At 74.3% G+C, this 16507-nt stretch carries 10 protein-coding genes; 5 read left to right on the top strand and 5 right to left on the bottom strand.

Features of this window, described 5'->3' with window-relative positions:
- Positions 1-2: 2 nt before the first annotated feature.
- On the top strand, positions 3-5891 hold the full coding sequence (locus ACYVOO_RS13100; protein WP_461015818.1) for a WD40 domain-containing protein: 5889 nt from the start codon (positions 3-5) through the stop codon (positions 5889-5891).
- A 746-nt stretch (positions 5892-6637) separates the two neighbouring features.
- On the top strand, positions 6638-7648 hold the full coding sequence (locus tag ACYVOO_RS13095; RefSeq protein WP_461015817.1) for an urea transporter: 1011 nt from the start codon (positions 6638-6640) through the stop codon (positions 7646-7648).
- A gap of 79 nt (positions 7649-7727) precedes the next feature.
- Here the strand turns inward: ACYVOO_RS13095 and ACYVOO_RS13090 are convergent, their stop codons facing one another.
- Entirely contained in the window at positions 7728-8372 is a 645-nt protein-coding gene (locus tag ACYVOO_RS13090) for a MarR family winged helix-turn-helix transcriptional regulator (RefSeq protein WP_461015816.1), read from the bottom strand.
- Between the two features lie 73 nt (positions 8373-8445).
- Here ACYVOO_RS13090 and ACYVOO_RS13085 point away from each other — a divergent pair, with 73 nt between their 5' ends.
- The gene (locus ACYVOO_RS13085; protein WP_461015815.1) at positions 8446-9249 is read left to right on the top strand and encodes an SDR family NAD(P)-dependent oxidoreductase; all 804 of its coding nucleotides are present in this window, start codon (positions 8446-8448) and stop codon (positions 9247-9249) included.
- Between the two features lie 274 nt (positions 9250-9523).
- On the opposite strand, the gene ACYVOO_RS13080 is transcribed toward ACYVOO_RS13085, so the two are convergent.
- From ACYVOO_RS13080 to ACYVOO_RS13065, 4 genes are all read right to left on the bottom strand, one after another.
- Positions 9524-9745: a hypothetical protein gene (locus tag ACYVOO_RS13080; RefSeq protein WP_461015814.1), complete on the bottom strand. Its 222-nt coding sequence runs from the start codon at positions 9743-9745 to the stop codon at positions 9524-9526.
- A gap of 183 nt (positions 9746-9928) precedes the next feature.
- The gene (locus ACYVOO_RS13075; protein WP_461015813.1) at positions 9929-10072 is read right to left on the bottom strand and encodes a hypothetical protein; all 144 of its coding nucleotides are present in this window, start codon (positions 10070-10072) and stop codon (positions 9929-9931) included.
- 289 nt (positions 10073-10361) lie between these two features.
- Entirely contained in the window at positions 10362-10847 is a 486-nt protein-coding gene (locus ACYVOO_RS13070; protein WP_461015812.1) for a PPOX class F420-dependent oxidoreductase, read from the bottom strand.
- Positions 10848-10907: 60 nt separating this feature from the next.
- Entirely contained in the window at positions 10908-11873 is a 966-nt protein-coding gene (locus ACYVOO_RS13065; RefSeq protein ID WP_461015811.1) for a hypothetical protein, read from the bottom strand.
- A 252-nt stretch (positions 11874-12125) separates the two neighbouring features.
- Between ACYVOO_RS13065 and ACYVOO_RS13060 the strand changes: the two genes are divergently transcribed.
- Both ACYVOO_RS13060 and ACYVOO_RS13055 read left to right on the top strand, forming a co-directional pair.
- Positions 12126-15332, top strand: coding sequence for an endo-alpha-N-acetylgalactosaminidase family protein (locus ACYVOO_RS13060; protein ID WP_461015810.1), 3207 nt, complete (start codon positions 12126-12128; stop codon positions 15330-15332).
- Positions 15333-15538: 206 nt separating this feature from the next.
- Positions 15539-16435, top strand: a complete 897-nt coding sequence (locus tag ACYVOO_RS13055; RefSeq protein ID WP_461015809.1) for a helix-turn-helix domain-containing protein — start codon at positions 15539-15541, stop codon at positions 16433-16435.
- Positions 16436-16507: the final 72 nt, after the last annotated feature.

Below are 16507 nucleotides of genomic sequence, written 5' to 3'. Positions count from 1 at the left end.
GCATGGCGAGAAACGGGGAACTTGCGGGTCAGAGCGGCGACTTGGACTTCTTCATCAGCTACTCCCCGGCGGACGAGCAATGGGCCTCGTGGATCGCCTGGACGCTGGAGGAGGCCGGGTACCGCACGGTGATCCAGGCGTGGGACTTCGTCCCCGGCACCAACTTCATCGACTTCATGGACCGTGGCGTCAGCGAGTCCGTCGCCGTCATCGCCGTCCTCTCGCGCCACTACGAGCGCTCCACCTACGGCCGCATGGAGTGGCAGGCGGCGCTGCGCGCCGAACCGGAGGCGCCCGAGCGCAAGCTGCTCACCGTCCGCGTCGAGGACACCCCCGTCGAGGGGCTGCTCGCCACCATCACCTACGTCGACCTCGTCGGCGTCACCGACAGCGACACGGCGCGCGGCATGCTCCTCACCCGCGTAGGGCAGGCCATGGAGGGCCACGCCCGCCCAGGGCAGCGGCCCGGCTACCCCGGCGGCGCGACGTCAGGGAGCGCACCCGCCGCGCACCGCGGCCCGGAGGAGGGCCCACGCCCCCTGGGCCGCACGGGCTGGCCAGGGCGGCGCAGGCCCGCGCGGGCGCCCCGGTACCCGCAGGAGCCAGGCGGCACGCCGCCGCAGGGCGCCACGACCGTGCTGCACCTGGCCGGGCCCGACTTCGGGCGCGGCCGGGAGCCGGACACACTCCGCAGGGAGATCTGGAGCGACCTGATCGAGCTGAAGGACGCCGGAGCGCCCTCGCCCGACCTCCTCGTGGTCACCGGCGACCTCACCGCCTCCGGCAGCCCCCGCGAGTGCGACCAGGCCCTCACCTTCCTCACCGGACTGCGCTCCCAGCTCGACCTGCCGCCCCAGCGCGTCGTGGTCGTCCCCGGCAACCAGGACGTCAGCCAGGCCGCCTGCCTCGGCTACTTCCACACCTGCGAGGCCGACGAGATCGCGCCCCAGCCCCCGTACTGGCCCAAGTGGCGCCACTACACCCGCCTGTTCCGCGGCCTCTACCAGGGCCTGGACACCGTCTTCGACAGCGACCAGCCCTGGACCCTCTTCCCGGTGCCCGAACTGCACACCGTCGTCGCCGGGTTCAACTCCTCCATGGCCTACAGCCACCGCCCCGACGACCAGTACGGGCAGCTCGGCAGGGACCAGGCCACCTGGTTCGCGGAGGCGCTGCGCACCTACGAGGAGGAGGGCTGGCTGCGCATCGGCGCCGTGCGCCACCCGCTCACCGCGCGCCAGCAGCCCGGCGACGCGCCCGGCGGGCCAGGGCCGCTACGGGACGCCGAGACCTTCGCGCGGCTGACCGCGCCCCGCCTCCACCTGCTCCTGCACGGCCCCACCGGAGGCCCCCGCACCACCTCGTCGGAGCCCGCGCACGACCTGCTGCACACGGCCGCCGGAGAGCTGCCCCTGTTCGGCTCGGCCGCGCCCGCGCGGTGCGAACTGCTGCGGATCAGCGCGGAGGGCGTCACCCGGTGGAGCGACGAGGGCGGCAGCGCCCCCGCCACCTTCCCCGTCGAGTGGCACCGTGCCCATGGCGTCTTCGCCGCGCCCGCCGCGCCCGCCACGCCGCCCCCGGCCGCCGTGCCCGAGGACAACCGGCCCGTCGACGGGCCCGCCGACTCCCTCGCCGAGCGCGTCAGGGAGGTGTGCCAGGCGCGCAGGGAGGGCGTGCGGCTGCGCGACATCCCGCGCCGCACACCCGAGGACATGACGCAGGTCATGGCCACCTGGAGCGAGGAGGGCGTGGTGCGCCAGCAGCGCATCGCCGTCCACCCCGGCACCCCGACGGACGAGGAACTGGACCGCTTCGTCGCGCAGGCGCACGCCACCGACGTCGGCTCGGAGGCCGAGCTGGTCTACGAGGGGCCGCCCCCGGAGAGCGGGCTGCGCGAGCGCGCCGGGCGCCGGGGCATCCGCGTGCGCAGCTTCCTCGAATTCCAGGGCCTGCTGGACCTGCGCTCCTACGTCACCGCGCAGACGGCCCGCCTCGAAGGCGACGGCCGCTACGCGCCCGGCCTCTACCTCCCGCAGCGCTACCGCGACGCGGAGCGCCCCGACGGCGAGGAGCGCGACGGCCTCGTCGAGAACATGCTCCAGATGCTGGAGGCCGACCACGGCCGCTTCATGCTGCTGCTCGGCGACTTCGGGCACGGCAAGACGTTCGCGCTGCGCGAGCTGGCCCGCCGCATCCCCGAACGGCTGCCCCATCTGACGCCGCTGCTGATCCCCCTCAACACCCTGGACCGCGCGCACAGCCTCGAAGGGCTCGTCGCCGCGCACCTCGCCGGGCACGACGTGGACACCATCGACCTGCGGGCGCTGCGCTACATGCTCGCGCAGGGCCGCGTCGTGCTCCTCTTCGACGGCTTCGACGAGCTGGTCAACCGCGTCAGCTACGACCGCGCCGCCGACCACCTCCAGGTGCTGCTGGACGCCGCCGTCGACAACGCGAAGATCATCGTCAGCAGCCGCACCCAGCACTTCAAGTCCCAGGACCAGATCCTCACCGCACTCGGCGAGCGCGTCGGACTGCTGCCGCAGCGCCGCGTCCTGTCCCTCGAAGGGTTCGTCCCGGCCCAGATCCGCGCCTACCTCGTCAACCGCTACGGCGACGAGGCCGCCGCTGAGCAGCGCTTCCGGCTGCTCCAGAACATCCCCGACCTGCTCGCCCTGTGCCGCAACCCTCGGCTGCTGAGCTTCGTCGCGGACCTCGACCAGGACCAGTTGCGCTCCGTCGCGGGCGCGGGCCGCGCGCTGAGCCCGGCGAAGCTGTACGAGGACGTGTTCACCTCCTGGCTCGCCTACGAGGAGCGCCGAGGGCAGGGCGGTCCTGGCGCCGCGCCCGGCCTCGGCATCGACGACCTGTGGGCGGCGGTGACCGCGCTCGCGCGGCGCATGTGGGAGAGCGGCAGGAACGCGCTGCGCCTGGACGAGCTGGCCGACACCGTCGCGGGCACCCTCACCGGACTCGCGGGCAGCACACTCTCCCCGAACGAGACCGTCCAGGCGGTGGGCGCCGGCACGCTGCTCGTGCGCACCGAGGACGGCGTCTTCCAGTTCATCCACGGCTCCGTCATCGAGTGGCTCGTCGCACGCGAGGCCGCGGCCCAGCTCTCAGCGGGGGAGCCCGCGCTGCTGTCGCTGCGCCCGCTCAGCCAGCTCGCCGTCGAGTTCTTCTGCGATCTGGCCGACCACGAACTGTGCACCACCTGGGTCCAAGGCGTGCTCAACACCCCTGGCCCCGGCACCAGCGAGGCGGCCCGCGCCAACGCCGTACGGATCATCGACAGGCTTCGCGTCCCCTCCCACGCCGACCTGCGCGCGGCACGCCTCGCGGGCGAGGACCTGTCGGCGCGCGACTTCTCCGGCGTCGACCTCACAGGCGCCGACCTCACCGACGCGCGGCTCGTCGGCGCCAACCTCTCCGGCGCGACGCTGCGGGACGCCCGCCTCGTCGGCGCCCGCCTGGACCGCGCCGACCTGACCGGCGCCGACTTCACCGGGGCCGACCTGCGCAGGGCCCGCCTCACCCGCGCCGATCTGCGCGGGGCACGGCTGGACGGCAGCCGCTGGAACAGGGCCGCCCTCATCGACCCCGTCACCGACCCCGGGGTGCGCGCCGCGCCCGAGCTGCGCACCGCGTCCATCGCGCCCGGCATGCCCGTGGAGGCCGGGTTCCGCCCGGCGGCCGTGGGCGTCCCGTACGGCTTCGACATGCGCACCAGCCGACTGCCCGAGCCCATCTCGTACAGCCCCGAGGGCGAACTCCTCGCCGTGGGCAGCGAGGACGGCGGCGTCCTGGTCTGCGCCGCCGACGACGGCCGCGCCCTGCGCACCCTGCACGGGCACGAAGGCCGCGTCTACGCCGTCAAGTTCCGCGCCGACGTGCTCGCCACGGGCGGCGCCGACGGCACCGTACGCCTGTGGGACCCGGTCTCCGGGGACTGCCGCCACCGGATCGACGTGCACCCCGGCGGCGTGTGGCCCGTCTCCCTTGACGCGGCGGGCAGGCTGCTGGCCACGGGCGACGCCGAGGGCCTGGTGACGCTCTGGGACGTGGCGACGGGCGAGCCCGTGCACCGGCTGCCGGGGCACATGGCGCCCGTCTACTCTGCCGTGTTCAGCCCCGACGGGCACTCGCTGGTCACGGGCGACGCGGCGGCCGACGTACGGATCTGGGACACCAGGACCGGGCTGTGCACCGGCGAACTCGGCGGCCACGACGGACACGCCGGCGCCGTCTACCGCATCAGGTTCAGCCCTGACGGCACCCTCCTGGCCACCGGCGACCAAGGCGTCGGCGACCAGGGCACCGTGCGCGTGTGGCGGGTGGCCGACGGGCGGCTGCTGCACACGTTCGCCGGGCACACCGGGCGCGTCTACACCCTCGACTTCCACCCCGAAGGCAACCTCCTCGTCAGCGGTGACACGGACGGGCAGGTCAGGCTGTGGGACCCGGTCGTCGGCGCGCCCGCCGGGACGCTGGAGCGGTGCACGGGGGCCGTGTACCAGGTGATGTTCGGCGACGAGGGGCGGCTGCTGGCCGCCTGCGACAGCGACGGCACGGTCCGGCTGTGGGGAGTCGCCCCTTCGGCCGCCTCGTCGGCCGCCGCGTCAGCCACCTCGTCGAGCGGCGGGCACGGGGTCACCCTGCTGCGCCAGCAGCCACTGGAGCACCGGGGCTCGGCGTGGGCGTGCGCCTTCCGGCCGCAGGACAGCCAGTTGGTGACCGTCGGCAACGACGGCGGCGCGCAGATCTGGGACGCCGCCACCGGGCAGGGCAAGCGCATCCTGCGCGGCCACGGCCGCCGGGTCAACACCCTGGCCTTCAGCGCCGACGGCGCCCACCTGGCCACCAGCGGCAACGACGGCGTCGTCCGCCTGTGGGACGCGCGCACCGGACGCAGGAGGGCCGAACTCTCCGGGCGCGGCGACCGCCTGGTCTCGGCCGTCTTCAGCCCGGCGGGCCCGGTCCTGGGCACGGCCAGCAACGACGGCGACGTCTATCTGTGGGACCCGGCCACCGGCGAGTACCTGCGCGAGATCGACGTCGAGACCGACCACACCTGGGCCGAGGCGTTCAGCGCGGACGGCGACCTGTTGGCCACGGCCAACGACGACGACTCCGTCCGCCTCTGGTGGCGCGGCACCGGCGCGCACGTGGCCGCGCTGACCCAGCACCACGGCCGGGTCCGCTCCATCGCGTTCCGCGCCGGGGGCGGGCTGATGGCGACGGGCTGCGACGACAGCCGCGTCCGCCTCTGGGAGCCGGCGAACGGCCGCCTGGTCGCCGAACTGGACGGCCACACCGACCGCGTCTACGCCGTGGCCTTCGCACACGGGGACAGCGGAGTGGTCAGCGCCTCCTGGGACGGCACGGCGCTGGTGTGGCGGGACGGCGAGGTGGCGCACCGGCTGCGCGGGCACCGCGGCAGGCTGTGGACCGCGGCGGCCCACCCGGGACGCCCACTGGTGGCGACGGCGGGCGACGACCGCGCGGTGTGCCTGTGGAACGCCGTGTCGGGCGAGCTGACGGCACGTCTGACGGGGCACACGGGGCGCGTACTGGCCGTCGCGTTCAGCCCCGACGGCTCGCTCCTGGCGAGCGGCGGCGAGGACGGCACGGTGCGGCTGTGGCGCCTGCCGGGGGAGGGCGTCGCGGGCGGGCAGGGGCTCGGTGAGGAGCGGGAGGAGCCCGCGCTCGCGGCCACCCTGATCGGGGTGCCCGGCGGGTGGGCGGCGCTCACCCCCGAGGGTGGCTACAAGTACGAGGGCGATGTGACGGGCGAGTTCTGGCACGTGGTCGGCATGACCCGCTTCACCCCGGGCGAACTGGACGAGTTCCTCCCCGGCGTCCACAGGCTGGCGCTCGACGCGGAGCTGTGACGGACCCTCGCGCTGGGGGGGCGTCGGCAAGGGGGCGTCGTACGTCCCGCGCACGTGCGTCGCGCGGCGGGCCGGCTCCGGTTCACGGTTCGTCCTGTCCGCCCTGTCCGCCCTGTCCGCCCGGTCCGCTCGCCGGGGGCGTCGGCAAGAGGGCGACGCCGGGCGGGAGGCTGGGCCCGGGGAGGGTGCCGGGCGTCCAGCCCGTGTGCGTCGCGCGGTGGGCTGGCTCCGGTTCACGGTTCGCCTGGTCGGCCTGGTCCGCTGGCCGGGGTGTCGGCAAGGGGGCGGCGCCGGGCGGGAGGCTGGGCCCGGGGAGGGTGCTGGGCGTCCAGCCCGTGTGTGTCGCGCGGTGGGCTGGCTCCGGTTCACGGTTCGCCTGGTCGGCCTGGTCCGCTGGCCGGGGTGTCGGCAAGGGGGCGGCGCCGGGCGGGAGGCTGGGCCCGGGGAGGGTGCCGGGCGTCCCGCGCACGTGCGTCGCGCGGTGGGCCGGCTCCGGTTCACGGTTCGCCTGGTCGGCCTGGTCCGCTGGCCGGGGCGTCGGCAAGGGGGCGGCGCCGGGCGGGAGGCTGGGCCCGGGGAGGGTGCCGGGCGTCCAGCCCGTGTGCGTCGCGCGGTGGGCCGGCTCCGGTTCAGGGCTCGCCTGGTCGGCCCGGTCCACTCGCGGGCGGCGCCGGGCGTGGCCGCGCACAGGGCCCGGAAGGGACCCTGGTGACGCGTTCCCGTGAAGTAACTTGTACGTTACATCTATGCTCGTGGAGGAGGAACGTCCCGTCGGCGCGGTGCGGCGCCCGCGTACACCCTGGGTCACCCGCACGCCCGCCGTGGCACGGCGGCAGCCCGTCCGCTTCGTCTTCGAGGTGCTGCGCGGCCTCGCCCAGGTCGACTTCATGCCCAACGCCGCGTGCGGCCTCTTCTTCGCCGCCGCGCTCTTCGCCTCCGGCTGGCGCTACGGCCTCTACGGGCTCACCGGCGCCGTCGTCGGCACCGCCACCGCCTACGCGCTCGGCGTGGACAGACAGCGGATCTCGCAGGGCCTCGAAGGCTTCAACGGCTGCCTCGTCGCCGTCGGGTTCGCCGTCTTCCTCGGCCCCGCACACCCGTCCACCTGGCTGCTCGCCGTGGGCGGCTCGGTCGTGGCGGGCGTCGTCACCGGCGCGCTGGTGACCGTGCTGGGCACCTGGAACCTGCCCACCTTCACGCTGCCCTTCTGCCTGGTGGCCAGCGCGATGACGATCGCGGCGCCCGGCTTCCAGCGCGTGTGGCACGCGGGCGCCGGGCTCTCCGCGCTGCCACGGCCCGCCTCCGGCGCCTCGTCGTTGGGGTGGAACGAGCTGTGGCACGCGTTCTTCGCGAACGTCGGCCAGATCTTCTTCATGCCCCAGTGGTACGTGGGCCTGCTCTTCCTCCTCGGCATCTTCGCCGCCGACCTGACGGCCGGGCTCACCGCCTGCTTCGGCAGCGTCGTGGGGATCGGCACCGCCTGGCTGCTGGGCTCGCCCGCGCGGGACGTGGCGCAGGGCGTCATGGGCTACAACGCCGTGCTCGTCACCATGGCCCTGGGCGGCGTCTTCCTCGTCCTGAGCCGCTGGAGCCTGGCGTACGCGGCGGTCGGCGCGATGGCCGCCACCGCGCTCACGGCGGCGGTGACATACGTCTTCGCGCCCTTCGGCGGCCACACCTTCACCTGGCCGTACATCCTCACGACCCTCGTCTTCCTTGCCGCCGTGCCGTCCTTCCCGCGACTGCGCAGAGCCTGACGGGGCCTCCCTCCCCGGGCTCCGGCTCCGGTCACGGGGCCGGGCCGGTGCCGTGTGTGCACGGGGCTCCGGACGTGGGTCAGTCCGCGCCCACGTGTGTGATCCGGTCGTCGCCGAGCCGCGCCTGCACGTCGGCCAGCAGGATCCGCAGCAGCTCCGTGAGCTGGGCCTGCTGCGGTTCCGAGAGTCCGGCGACCAGCTCGGACTCGCGGCCCAGCACCTGGTCAACGGTCTCCTCGACCAGCGCGTGCCCCGCCTCCGTCAGCGCGACCCGCACGGTACGGGGACGGCCCTCGCCGGGTGAGCGGACGACCAGCCCCTCGCGCTCGGCCCGCGCCACCCGCTGGGAGACCGCGCCGGCGGTCACCAGGGAGCGGTTCGCCAGCTCGCGCGTCGTCAGCTCGTACGGGGCACCGTTCCGGCGCAGCACGCTGAGCAGGTCCAGGGTGGCGCTGTCGATCCCGGCCCGCGCGAGCACACGCCTGCGGTCGTCGCCGAGCAGCTTCGCGAGCTGCCAGATCGGCGTGACGATCCCGATGGAGCCCACCGGCGTCCCGGGCCGCTCCCGCCGCCACGCCGCGGCGATCTCCTCGGCGGGGTAGCCCGAGGCGTTGTCGACGGGGAGGGCGCCTGGCGCGGGCCGCCCGCCGCCCTCGCTCCTCCCTCCGGGTTCGTCCGCCCTTCCGGGTTCGTCCGTCCCGCCGTCCGTCGGCGTGCTCGTCATTTGCGGCTCCCTCGCGATCAGGTTACGTTTAGCTCTAAATTTAGACCTGAACATTCGACTTGGGGGTCACCCTATGACATCCGCACCAGCAGCACAGGCATCACAGGCACCCGCCGCACGTACCTCGGGCACCCCGCGCCATGTCCTGGTCACCGGCGGAGGCACGGGCATCGGCCGGGCCATCGCCGCCCGCTTCGCCTCGCGGGGCGACACGGTCACCGTCACCGGGCGGCGCGCCGCGCCGCTGGAGGCGGCGGCGAAGGAGACGGGCGCCGAGCCCGTCGTCTGCGACCACACGGATCCGGAGCAACTCGCCGCGCTGCTGGAGCGGCTGCCCGAGCGCGTCGGCGTCCTGGTCAACAACGCGGGCGGCCAGACCGACTTCGGCGCCCCCGACGAGGACGGGGAGGCCGGAGAGGGCGGAGCGAGCGGGCTGGCCTCCTACGCGCGCCGCTTCCGGGCCAACCTGGAGGCGAACCTGATCACCGCCGCGCTCACCACGCACGCGCTGACGGACCGGCTGGCCGAGGGCGGCGCCGTGATCCACCTCGGCTCCATCGCCGCCGACAAGGGCAACGGCGCCTACGGCGCGGCCAAGGCGGGCCTCGCCGCCTGGAACGTCGGGCTGGCCAGGGAACTCGGCGTGCGAGGGATCACCGCGAACGTGGTGTCGCCCGGCTACATCGCGGAGACGGAGTTCTTCGGGGACGCGCTCACGGGCGAGCGGCGGAACCAGCTCGTCGCCGACACGGCGCTGAAGCGTGCGGGGGTTCCGGAGGACGTCGCGGAGACCGTGGCGTTCCTGGCGTCCGAGGGCGGGCGGCACATCACCGGGCAGGTCATCGCCGTCAACGGCGGGGCGCACAGTACGCGTTGACGCGGACGGCGCTTCGTGGCGCTCGCGGACCGCTGCTCGCTGTTCGCCGCGTACGGCGGGTGCGAGGAGGGGCGTCCGCTCCCGTGGGCGTTCCCGTGGGAGCGGGCCACCGGGCCTGGCCGGGTGACGGGGGCGCGGTGGCGGTCCTTCGATGGGCGCGGCCGACGGGGTGGTGCGGGCCGCGATCCGGTCGGGGGCGGCGCCGGTGGGGCGGCGCCGTGCGTGCGGGGTGCGCCGTGGCCCGTGCCGTACGGCCAGGACGACCCCTCGGGCGTCAGTCGATGCCGCGCCAGATGTGCGGCTCGGCGCCGTTCTCGTCCTCGGTCTCGAAACCGGCCAGCGGCCACGAGGGCGCGCCGGGAGCGGCGAAGCCGACGGCGTCCACGGGGGACATGCGGACCAGGGGCCCGGCCGGTGCCGGTGCCCCGGGATGCGGCTCGCTCTCTTCCTCCACGCGCTCCACGCGTTCCTGCGGAGGGCTCACGGTGGTGGTCATGTCGCGTCAACTCCTTCGTACGACCTGGACGTCGGGTATGCCGATTCTGTCCTGCGGCCACGCGTCCCGCAGTTGAATACCGTGCAGACCGCTACTCTTCGGCCATGTCCGCCGGCCGAATGGGACACACGGTCCTTACGTGCGGTTCGCGGGCCGCACCGCCGGGTTTCGGCGCCGTGACGGTCAGTCGGTGCCCCGGCGGATGCGGGGCTCGAAGCTCTCCTCGTCCTCGACGCCAGCGAGGAGCCACGCGGGGGCCTCACGGTGGAACTGGACCTCGTCGTTCCACGGGAGTCTTTCCTGCGTGGGTGGGGTCGTGGTGGTCATCCTCGCGTCAACTCCCTGGCCCTGTCGCCCGGCACGATGAGCCGCCGACGAGGCCCCCGGAGCCGACCGGATCTATCTGGCCGAAAACCGATGCTGCCGACGTCAAGCGGTACGGCCGATTCTGGCCCCTTGGCCCTCGCATCGCAGCTCGGCAGGGCCCGAAGGGATCGGCTCACACGGTCCTTACGGCCTCATGCGGCCCTTCAGGGTGGCTGAAACGGCACCCGGTGCCGCGTAAATGGGGGATGGCTGGCACCGGGTGCTGAGACATATGTCGTCTGCCGCGCGTCTACGAGTCCTGCGGCTCCTGCGACTCGGCGAGCCGCGCCGGGAAGCCGCCGGTCGCGACCGGACCCCAACGGCGCGGTGTGACACGGATGAGCGACTTGCCCTGCTTGAGCATCGCCGCGCGGTACTCGTCCCAGTCGGGGTGCTCCCCGGAGATGTTGCGGAAGTACTCGACCAGCGGCTCGACCGAATCCGGCGCGTCGATGACCTCAGCCTCGCCGTCGATCTGCACCCACGGACCGTTCCACTCGTCCGAGAGCACGACCACGCTCACCCGCTCGTCGCGGCGCGCGTTACGGGTCTTGGCGCGGTCGGGATAGGTGGACATCACGATCCGTCCCGCGTCGTCCACGCCGCACGTCAGCGGCGACGCCTGCGGGGAACCGTCCGCGCGCCGGGTCAGCAGGAGGGCGCGGTGGCGGGGGCGTACGAAGTCGAGCAGGCCGTCGAGTTCGACCTTGGTGTTCGTGGCGATGGAAGGGCTCATACGCCCGAACGTACGCCATCGCCCCCGCTCTCCCCGCTCTCCCCGTGCGTCCCCCGTCCGTCACGTGTCGCACTCCAGGACCGTGCGGCACAGCCCGCACCGCGCCCTGACCCGGCCCTGGACGGGGACGCGGATGCGCTGGTGGCAGACGGGGCACGGGAAGCTGACGCGCAGGGGGGAGTGGCTCTCGAAGGTGTAGAAGCCGTTGCCCAGCGGCGGGACGCCGGGACCGAGGCGGTCCCGCGCCTCCCGGCGGTCCCGCGCGTAGCGCCGACGCGCCGCCCAGCCCGAGGCGGCCAGCGGGGGCCGCGCCGCGTCCTGCCTGGCCAGGTCGCGGCCCGCGACATACGCCTCGTACGCCTGCGGGCTGGTGAACCACACTGCCGGGTCCTCGCCGAAGAGCGCGGCCCGCTTCGCCAGGACGTAGCCGTACTCCTCCGGCGTCAGATAGCCCAGCTTCTGCGAGGAGAGCGCGTCCTGCCGGAACGCGTCGAGCAGCAGCCAGCCCGCGCCGAGGTAGGCGGTCGCGGTGTCGGTGAGGATCTCGTTGTCGCGGGTGCCGGGGAAGGAGAGGCCGAGGCGGTGCAGGTAGACGTGCATCACCTCGTGCGCGAGGGCCGCGCCGATGTCGCGGCGATGGTTCTTGAAGCGGGCGTTCAGCTCGATGAAGTACTCGGGCCCGGCGGTGAGTTCGACGTGCGCGGCGTGCCGCATCTCGCGGAAGCTCACGATCATGCGGGCCTCGGGGAGCCGCAGATGCCGCACCATCACGTGGGCGACGCGCTGCACGCCGAGGTACAGCTCGTCGCCGTCGGCGAAGGCGACGTCCCCCGGCGCGACGCTCGCGTCGAAGGTGCCGATGGTGTCCCAGGACATCCGCTTGTAGAGGGCTGTGAGCGAGGCGCGCACGGTCTCCAGATGAGGGAAGCCGCGCTCGACGGGCGCCGCGCCGTCAGGACCGGCATCTCCCGGCTCGCGGCCCTGCTCCCGCCCGTGGCCCTGCGGCGTGCTTCCGGCCGACGTCATGCCACCACCCCCGCGCCGTGTCGGTCCCCTTGCCACTCTACGGGCGCGGTACGGGGCAGGGCCCGGTCCTGACGAAGCGGGGTCACGGGGTCACGGCGGCAGCGGCGTCGCGGCGGCCGTTAGTCCAACATCTGCCCCGCCTTTGTCCATGGGCACGCTCCGCGCCCCTGCCGCAGGCTGGCGCCGCACCACGTCACACGTCACCGGTGCGCGGCGGCCCGGCGCCCCGCGCGAGCGCGAGGAGGCACGGAGATGACGGAGCGGCCTGTACGGACAGAGCCGGGTACGGCGCACCAGGGCGGCCCCGGGCGGCGTTCCGTCGTCGCCACCGGGGCCCTCGCCGGGGTGGGCGCGGCCCTCGGCGCCGCCGGACCGGGCGCCTCGGCCGCACCCGCCGCGTCGTCCCGTGCGCTCGGCCGGGGCGGTGCGCGGGAGGGCGAGGGGGACGGGGAGGCGCTGATCCGTTCCGAGGAGCTGGAGGTACGGGTCGGCACGGACTTCCCCCGGATCATCGCGTACACCGACCGCGCCACCGGGGCCACCCTCCACGGGCAGCGGGAGCCCGTGACCACGCTCCTCGTCGACGGCACCCCGTACACGCCCCGGACCGCCTGCGAACCCGGCGGACCCGGCGGACCCGGCGAGGACCGCGTCGCCTACACCCTCACCCTGGAGGGCGGTACCGAGGTCGGCGTCGAGATCCGGGTGGCGGGCCCGGCGGTCCACTGGCGGGTCACCCGCATCCACGACAGAAGACGGTCCCCGCGCGTCGGCACCCTCCAGATCCCGGACCTCGCCTTCCTCTCCGTACGGGCCGACCAGCCCGGCGCCACCCTGTACGCCGCGCGCGTCGAGCTGGACAAGGCCAAGAGCGGCGACACGCTCGTCGAGGTCACCCCCGGCACGGCCACGGACCCGGAGCCGGTGGGCTGCGCGTACGCCGTCGTCTCCACCGACGCGCTCGCGGCGGCGATCGAGACCAACACCAGCTACGACAAGCCCGCCGCGACCAAGGGCGCCACCTGGGAGAACGGACGGCTGTGGCGCCAGACCCGCGGAGAGGGAGACGGGGACGGCGCGGGCCGCACCGTCACCGCGCGGCTCACCTGCGGCCAGTGGACCCACCGCGCCGCCACCGCGCCCGACGAGGACACCGAGCCCCTCCCGTACGCCACCGTCATCGTCACCCGCGACCGCAACGGCGACGGCACCGTGGACTGGCAGGACGCGGCCATCGCCCTGCGCGACATCATGACCGACCCGCTCGGCGCCGACGGGCAGCACCTGCGCGTCGTCCCGCACATCCCCTTCAACTTCGCCAGCCAGGCAACCAACCCGTTCCTGGCCACACTTGACCAGGTGAAGCGCATCTCGCTCGCGACCGACGGACTGCGCCAGTTCACCCTGCTCAAGGGCTACCAGTCCGAGGGCCACGACTCCGCGCACCCCGACTACGCGGGCAACTACAACAAGCGCGCGGGCGGCCTGGAAGACCTCAACACCCTGCTGCGCGCGGGCGCGAAGTGGCACAGCGACTTCGGCGTGCACGTCAACGCCACCGAGTCCTACCCCGTCGCGCACGCCTTCTCCGAGACCCTCGTCGACAAGACCGACGAACAGTGGGACTGGCTCGACCAGTCCTACCGCATCGACCAGCGCCGCGACCTCGTCTCCGGCGACATCGTGCGCCGCTTCCAGGACCTGCGCGACCAGACCGACGGCGCCCTCAACACCCTCTACCTGGACGTCTTCCGCGAGTCCGGCTGGACCTCCGACCGCCTCCAGCGCGCGCTGCGCGCCCAGGGCTGGCACGTGACCACCGAGTGGGGCCACGGGCTGGAGCGCTCCGCGCTCTGGTCGCACTGGGCCACCGAGACCGACTACGGCCCCGACACCTCACGCGGCATCAACTCGCGCCTCATCCGCTTCGTCCGCAACCACCAGAAGGACGTCTTCGCCGACAAGTGGCCCACCCTCCTGGGCATCCCCCGCACCGGCAACTACGAGGGCTGGGTGGGCAAGACCGACTGGCACGCCTTCTACGAGCTGATCTGGACCGACAGCCTCCCGGCCAAATACCTCCAGGCGCACCCGATCAGGACCTGGACCACGCACGAGATCACCTTTTTCGGTGACACCGCCACCTCCGTCACCGACGTGGACGGCACCCGCAGGATCACCACCGACGGACGCCTCGTCTACGACGACGGCGCCTACCTCCTGCCCTGGGAGCCCCGCGAGGCCACCGACCCGCACCGCCTCTACCACTGGAACCCGCGCGGCGGACGCACCACCTGGCGCCTCCCGCGCGGCTGGTCCGGCGCCCGCACCGTCCTCGCGTACCGCCTCACCGACACAGGGCGTGCCGACCCCGTCAGGCTCCCCGTCACCCGGGGCGAGATCACCCTCGACGCCGAGGCGAAGCAGCCCTACGTCGTCCACCGCCGCGACCCCGGCCCCGTACCGGACCCGGAGTGGGGCGAGGGCACCCCGCTCAAGGACCCCGCCTTCACCTCCGGCACCCTCGGCTCTGGCGCCTGGACGGCGCGCGGCCCCGCACGCGTGGCGCGCAACGCACTCGGCGACCCCGAACTCGTCATCGCGGGCGGCGGCGCTCCGGCCACCGTGTACCAGCGGCTCGCCCGGCTGCGGCCCGGCAGCTACGCCGCCTCCGTGCAGATCGAGGTCGGCGAGAAGGCGGGCGAGAGGCGACGGGCCGCGCTCACCGTGCGTACCGCCGACGGCGTCACGGCGTCGAACTGGACCGAGACCTCCACCGCCGTCAACCACGTCGCAGCCGACCGCAAGCACGGCACCCGCTTCCAGCGCCTGTTCACCTGGTTCACCGTCCCCGAGGGCGGCGGCCCCGTCACCCTCACCCTCACTGCCGGGGCGGGGAAGGCCACGGTCCGCTTCGACGACGTCCGCGTCGTCCCCTGCCCCCGTACCCGCCGGGAGGGCGCCCTCGTCCACGAGGACTTCGCCCATGTGCCGCAGGGCTGGGGCCCCTTCGTCAAGGGCGACGCGGGCGGGGCCGACGACCCGCGCACCCACATCGCCCAGCGGCACGCGCCCTACACGCAGCGCGGCTGGAACGGAAAGGCGGTCGACGACGTCATCGAGGGCACCGAGGCCCTCAAGTCACGCGGCGAGAACAGCGGCCTCGTCTACCGCACCGTCCCGCACACCGTCCGCTTCAGCGCCGGACGCCGCTACCGGGTCACCTTCCGCTACGAGAACGAGAGCGCGGGACAGTACGCCTGGATCACCGCCGTCGACGCGCCCGAGCCCCGCGAACTGGACCGCACCCCGCTCCCCGAGGCCCACCACCCCGCCACGCACACCCACACCTTCACGGCACCGGAGACCGGCGAGGCGTGGGTGGGGCTGCGCAAGACCGGCGACAGCGCCACGGCCGAGTTCGTCCTCGACACCTTCACCGTGACCGAGCTGGACTGATCCGCCGCGGATCCCCGTACGCTGCTCCCCTCGTAACGGATCGACCCGACCACATCCGCGGGCGGCGAGGGGAGCGGGCGGTGGAGCAGCCGGTACGGCATGCCGAGGAGCGCACGGCGGCATCGCGGACGTCGCAGGCATGGCGGGGGTCGCGGGGGCCGGCGGCCATGCCTCCGCACCGGCCGCCGCCCAGGTACCGGACGTGGATGCGGTACTTCACGCCGGGACCCGTCCACCACGGGCTCGGCCTGGTCTGCCTCGGAGTCGGCCTCCAGCACGGCAGCCTGCCGACGGTCGGCCCGCGCACCCTCGACCACCACGTGGCCGTCGTCATCAGCGCGGGCCACGGCTGGTTCAGGGGAGCCGAAGGGCGCGTCCAGCCCGTACGGGCCCCCGCGCTGCTCTGGCTGACCCCCGGCGTCCCCCACCACTACGCGCCCGACCCGGACGAGGGCTGGGACGAGAGCTTCGTCGACTTCACCGGGACCGCCGTGGCCGCGTACACCGAGCTGGGCTGCGTCGAGCCGGAGCGTCCCGTCGTCCCCCTCACCGACACGGGGCCCGCGCGCACCGCCATCGGCCGCATCGCCCGCGCCGCGCGGCACGGCAACCCGCTGCTGGAGGTCGAGTCGGCCGCCGCGGTCCACGAACTGCTCGTCGCCCTGCGCCGCGCCCGCGCCGACACGACGTCCGACGGAGCGCCCGTACTCCAGGCGCTGGCCCGCGACGCGTTCCTCCCGCTGTCGGTCGCCGAACACGCGGCACGGCACGGCATGACCCCCGCCGCCCTGCGCACCGCCGTGCGGCGCGGCGCCGGATGCAGCCCCAAGGACTATCTGCTGGGCATCCGCCTCGGCCGGGCCAAGGAACTGCTGGCCACGACCGACCTCGCCGTCTCGGCCGTGGCGCGTCGCGTCGGCTACGACGACCCGGCCTACTTCTCCCGGCTGTTCACCCGCCGCGTCGGGACGCCGCCCGTCCGCTTCCGGGAGCGGCAGGGCCGCACGGTCCACGGCGGCTGGAGCCACCGCGTCCCCGACCCTGACCACCCGCCGACCATCGTCGCGGGGCACCACGACGACGGGACACGGCGGCCGTCATAGGGTTCGTGCGTACGGGCCCGCCGTCCGCGACGGCGGGCCCACGTGTGACGGACCGACCGACCCCGGACAGGA

Source organism: Streptomyces daliensis (assembly GCF_054782395.1).
Note: the sequence above shows the minus strand (reverse complement) of the source record. Positions and strands in the feature narration are given on the sequence as shown.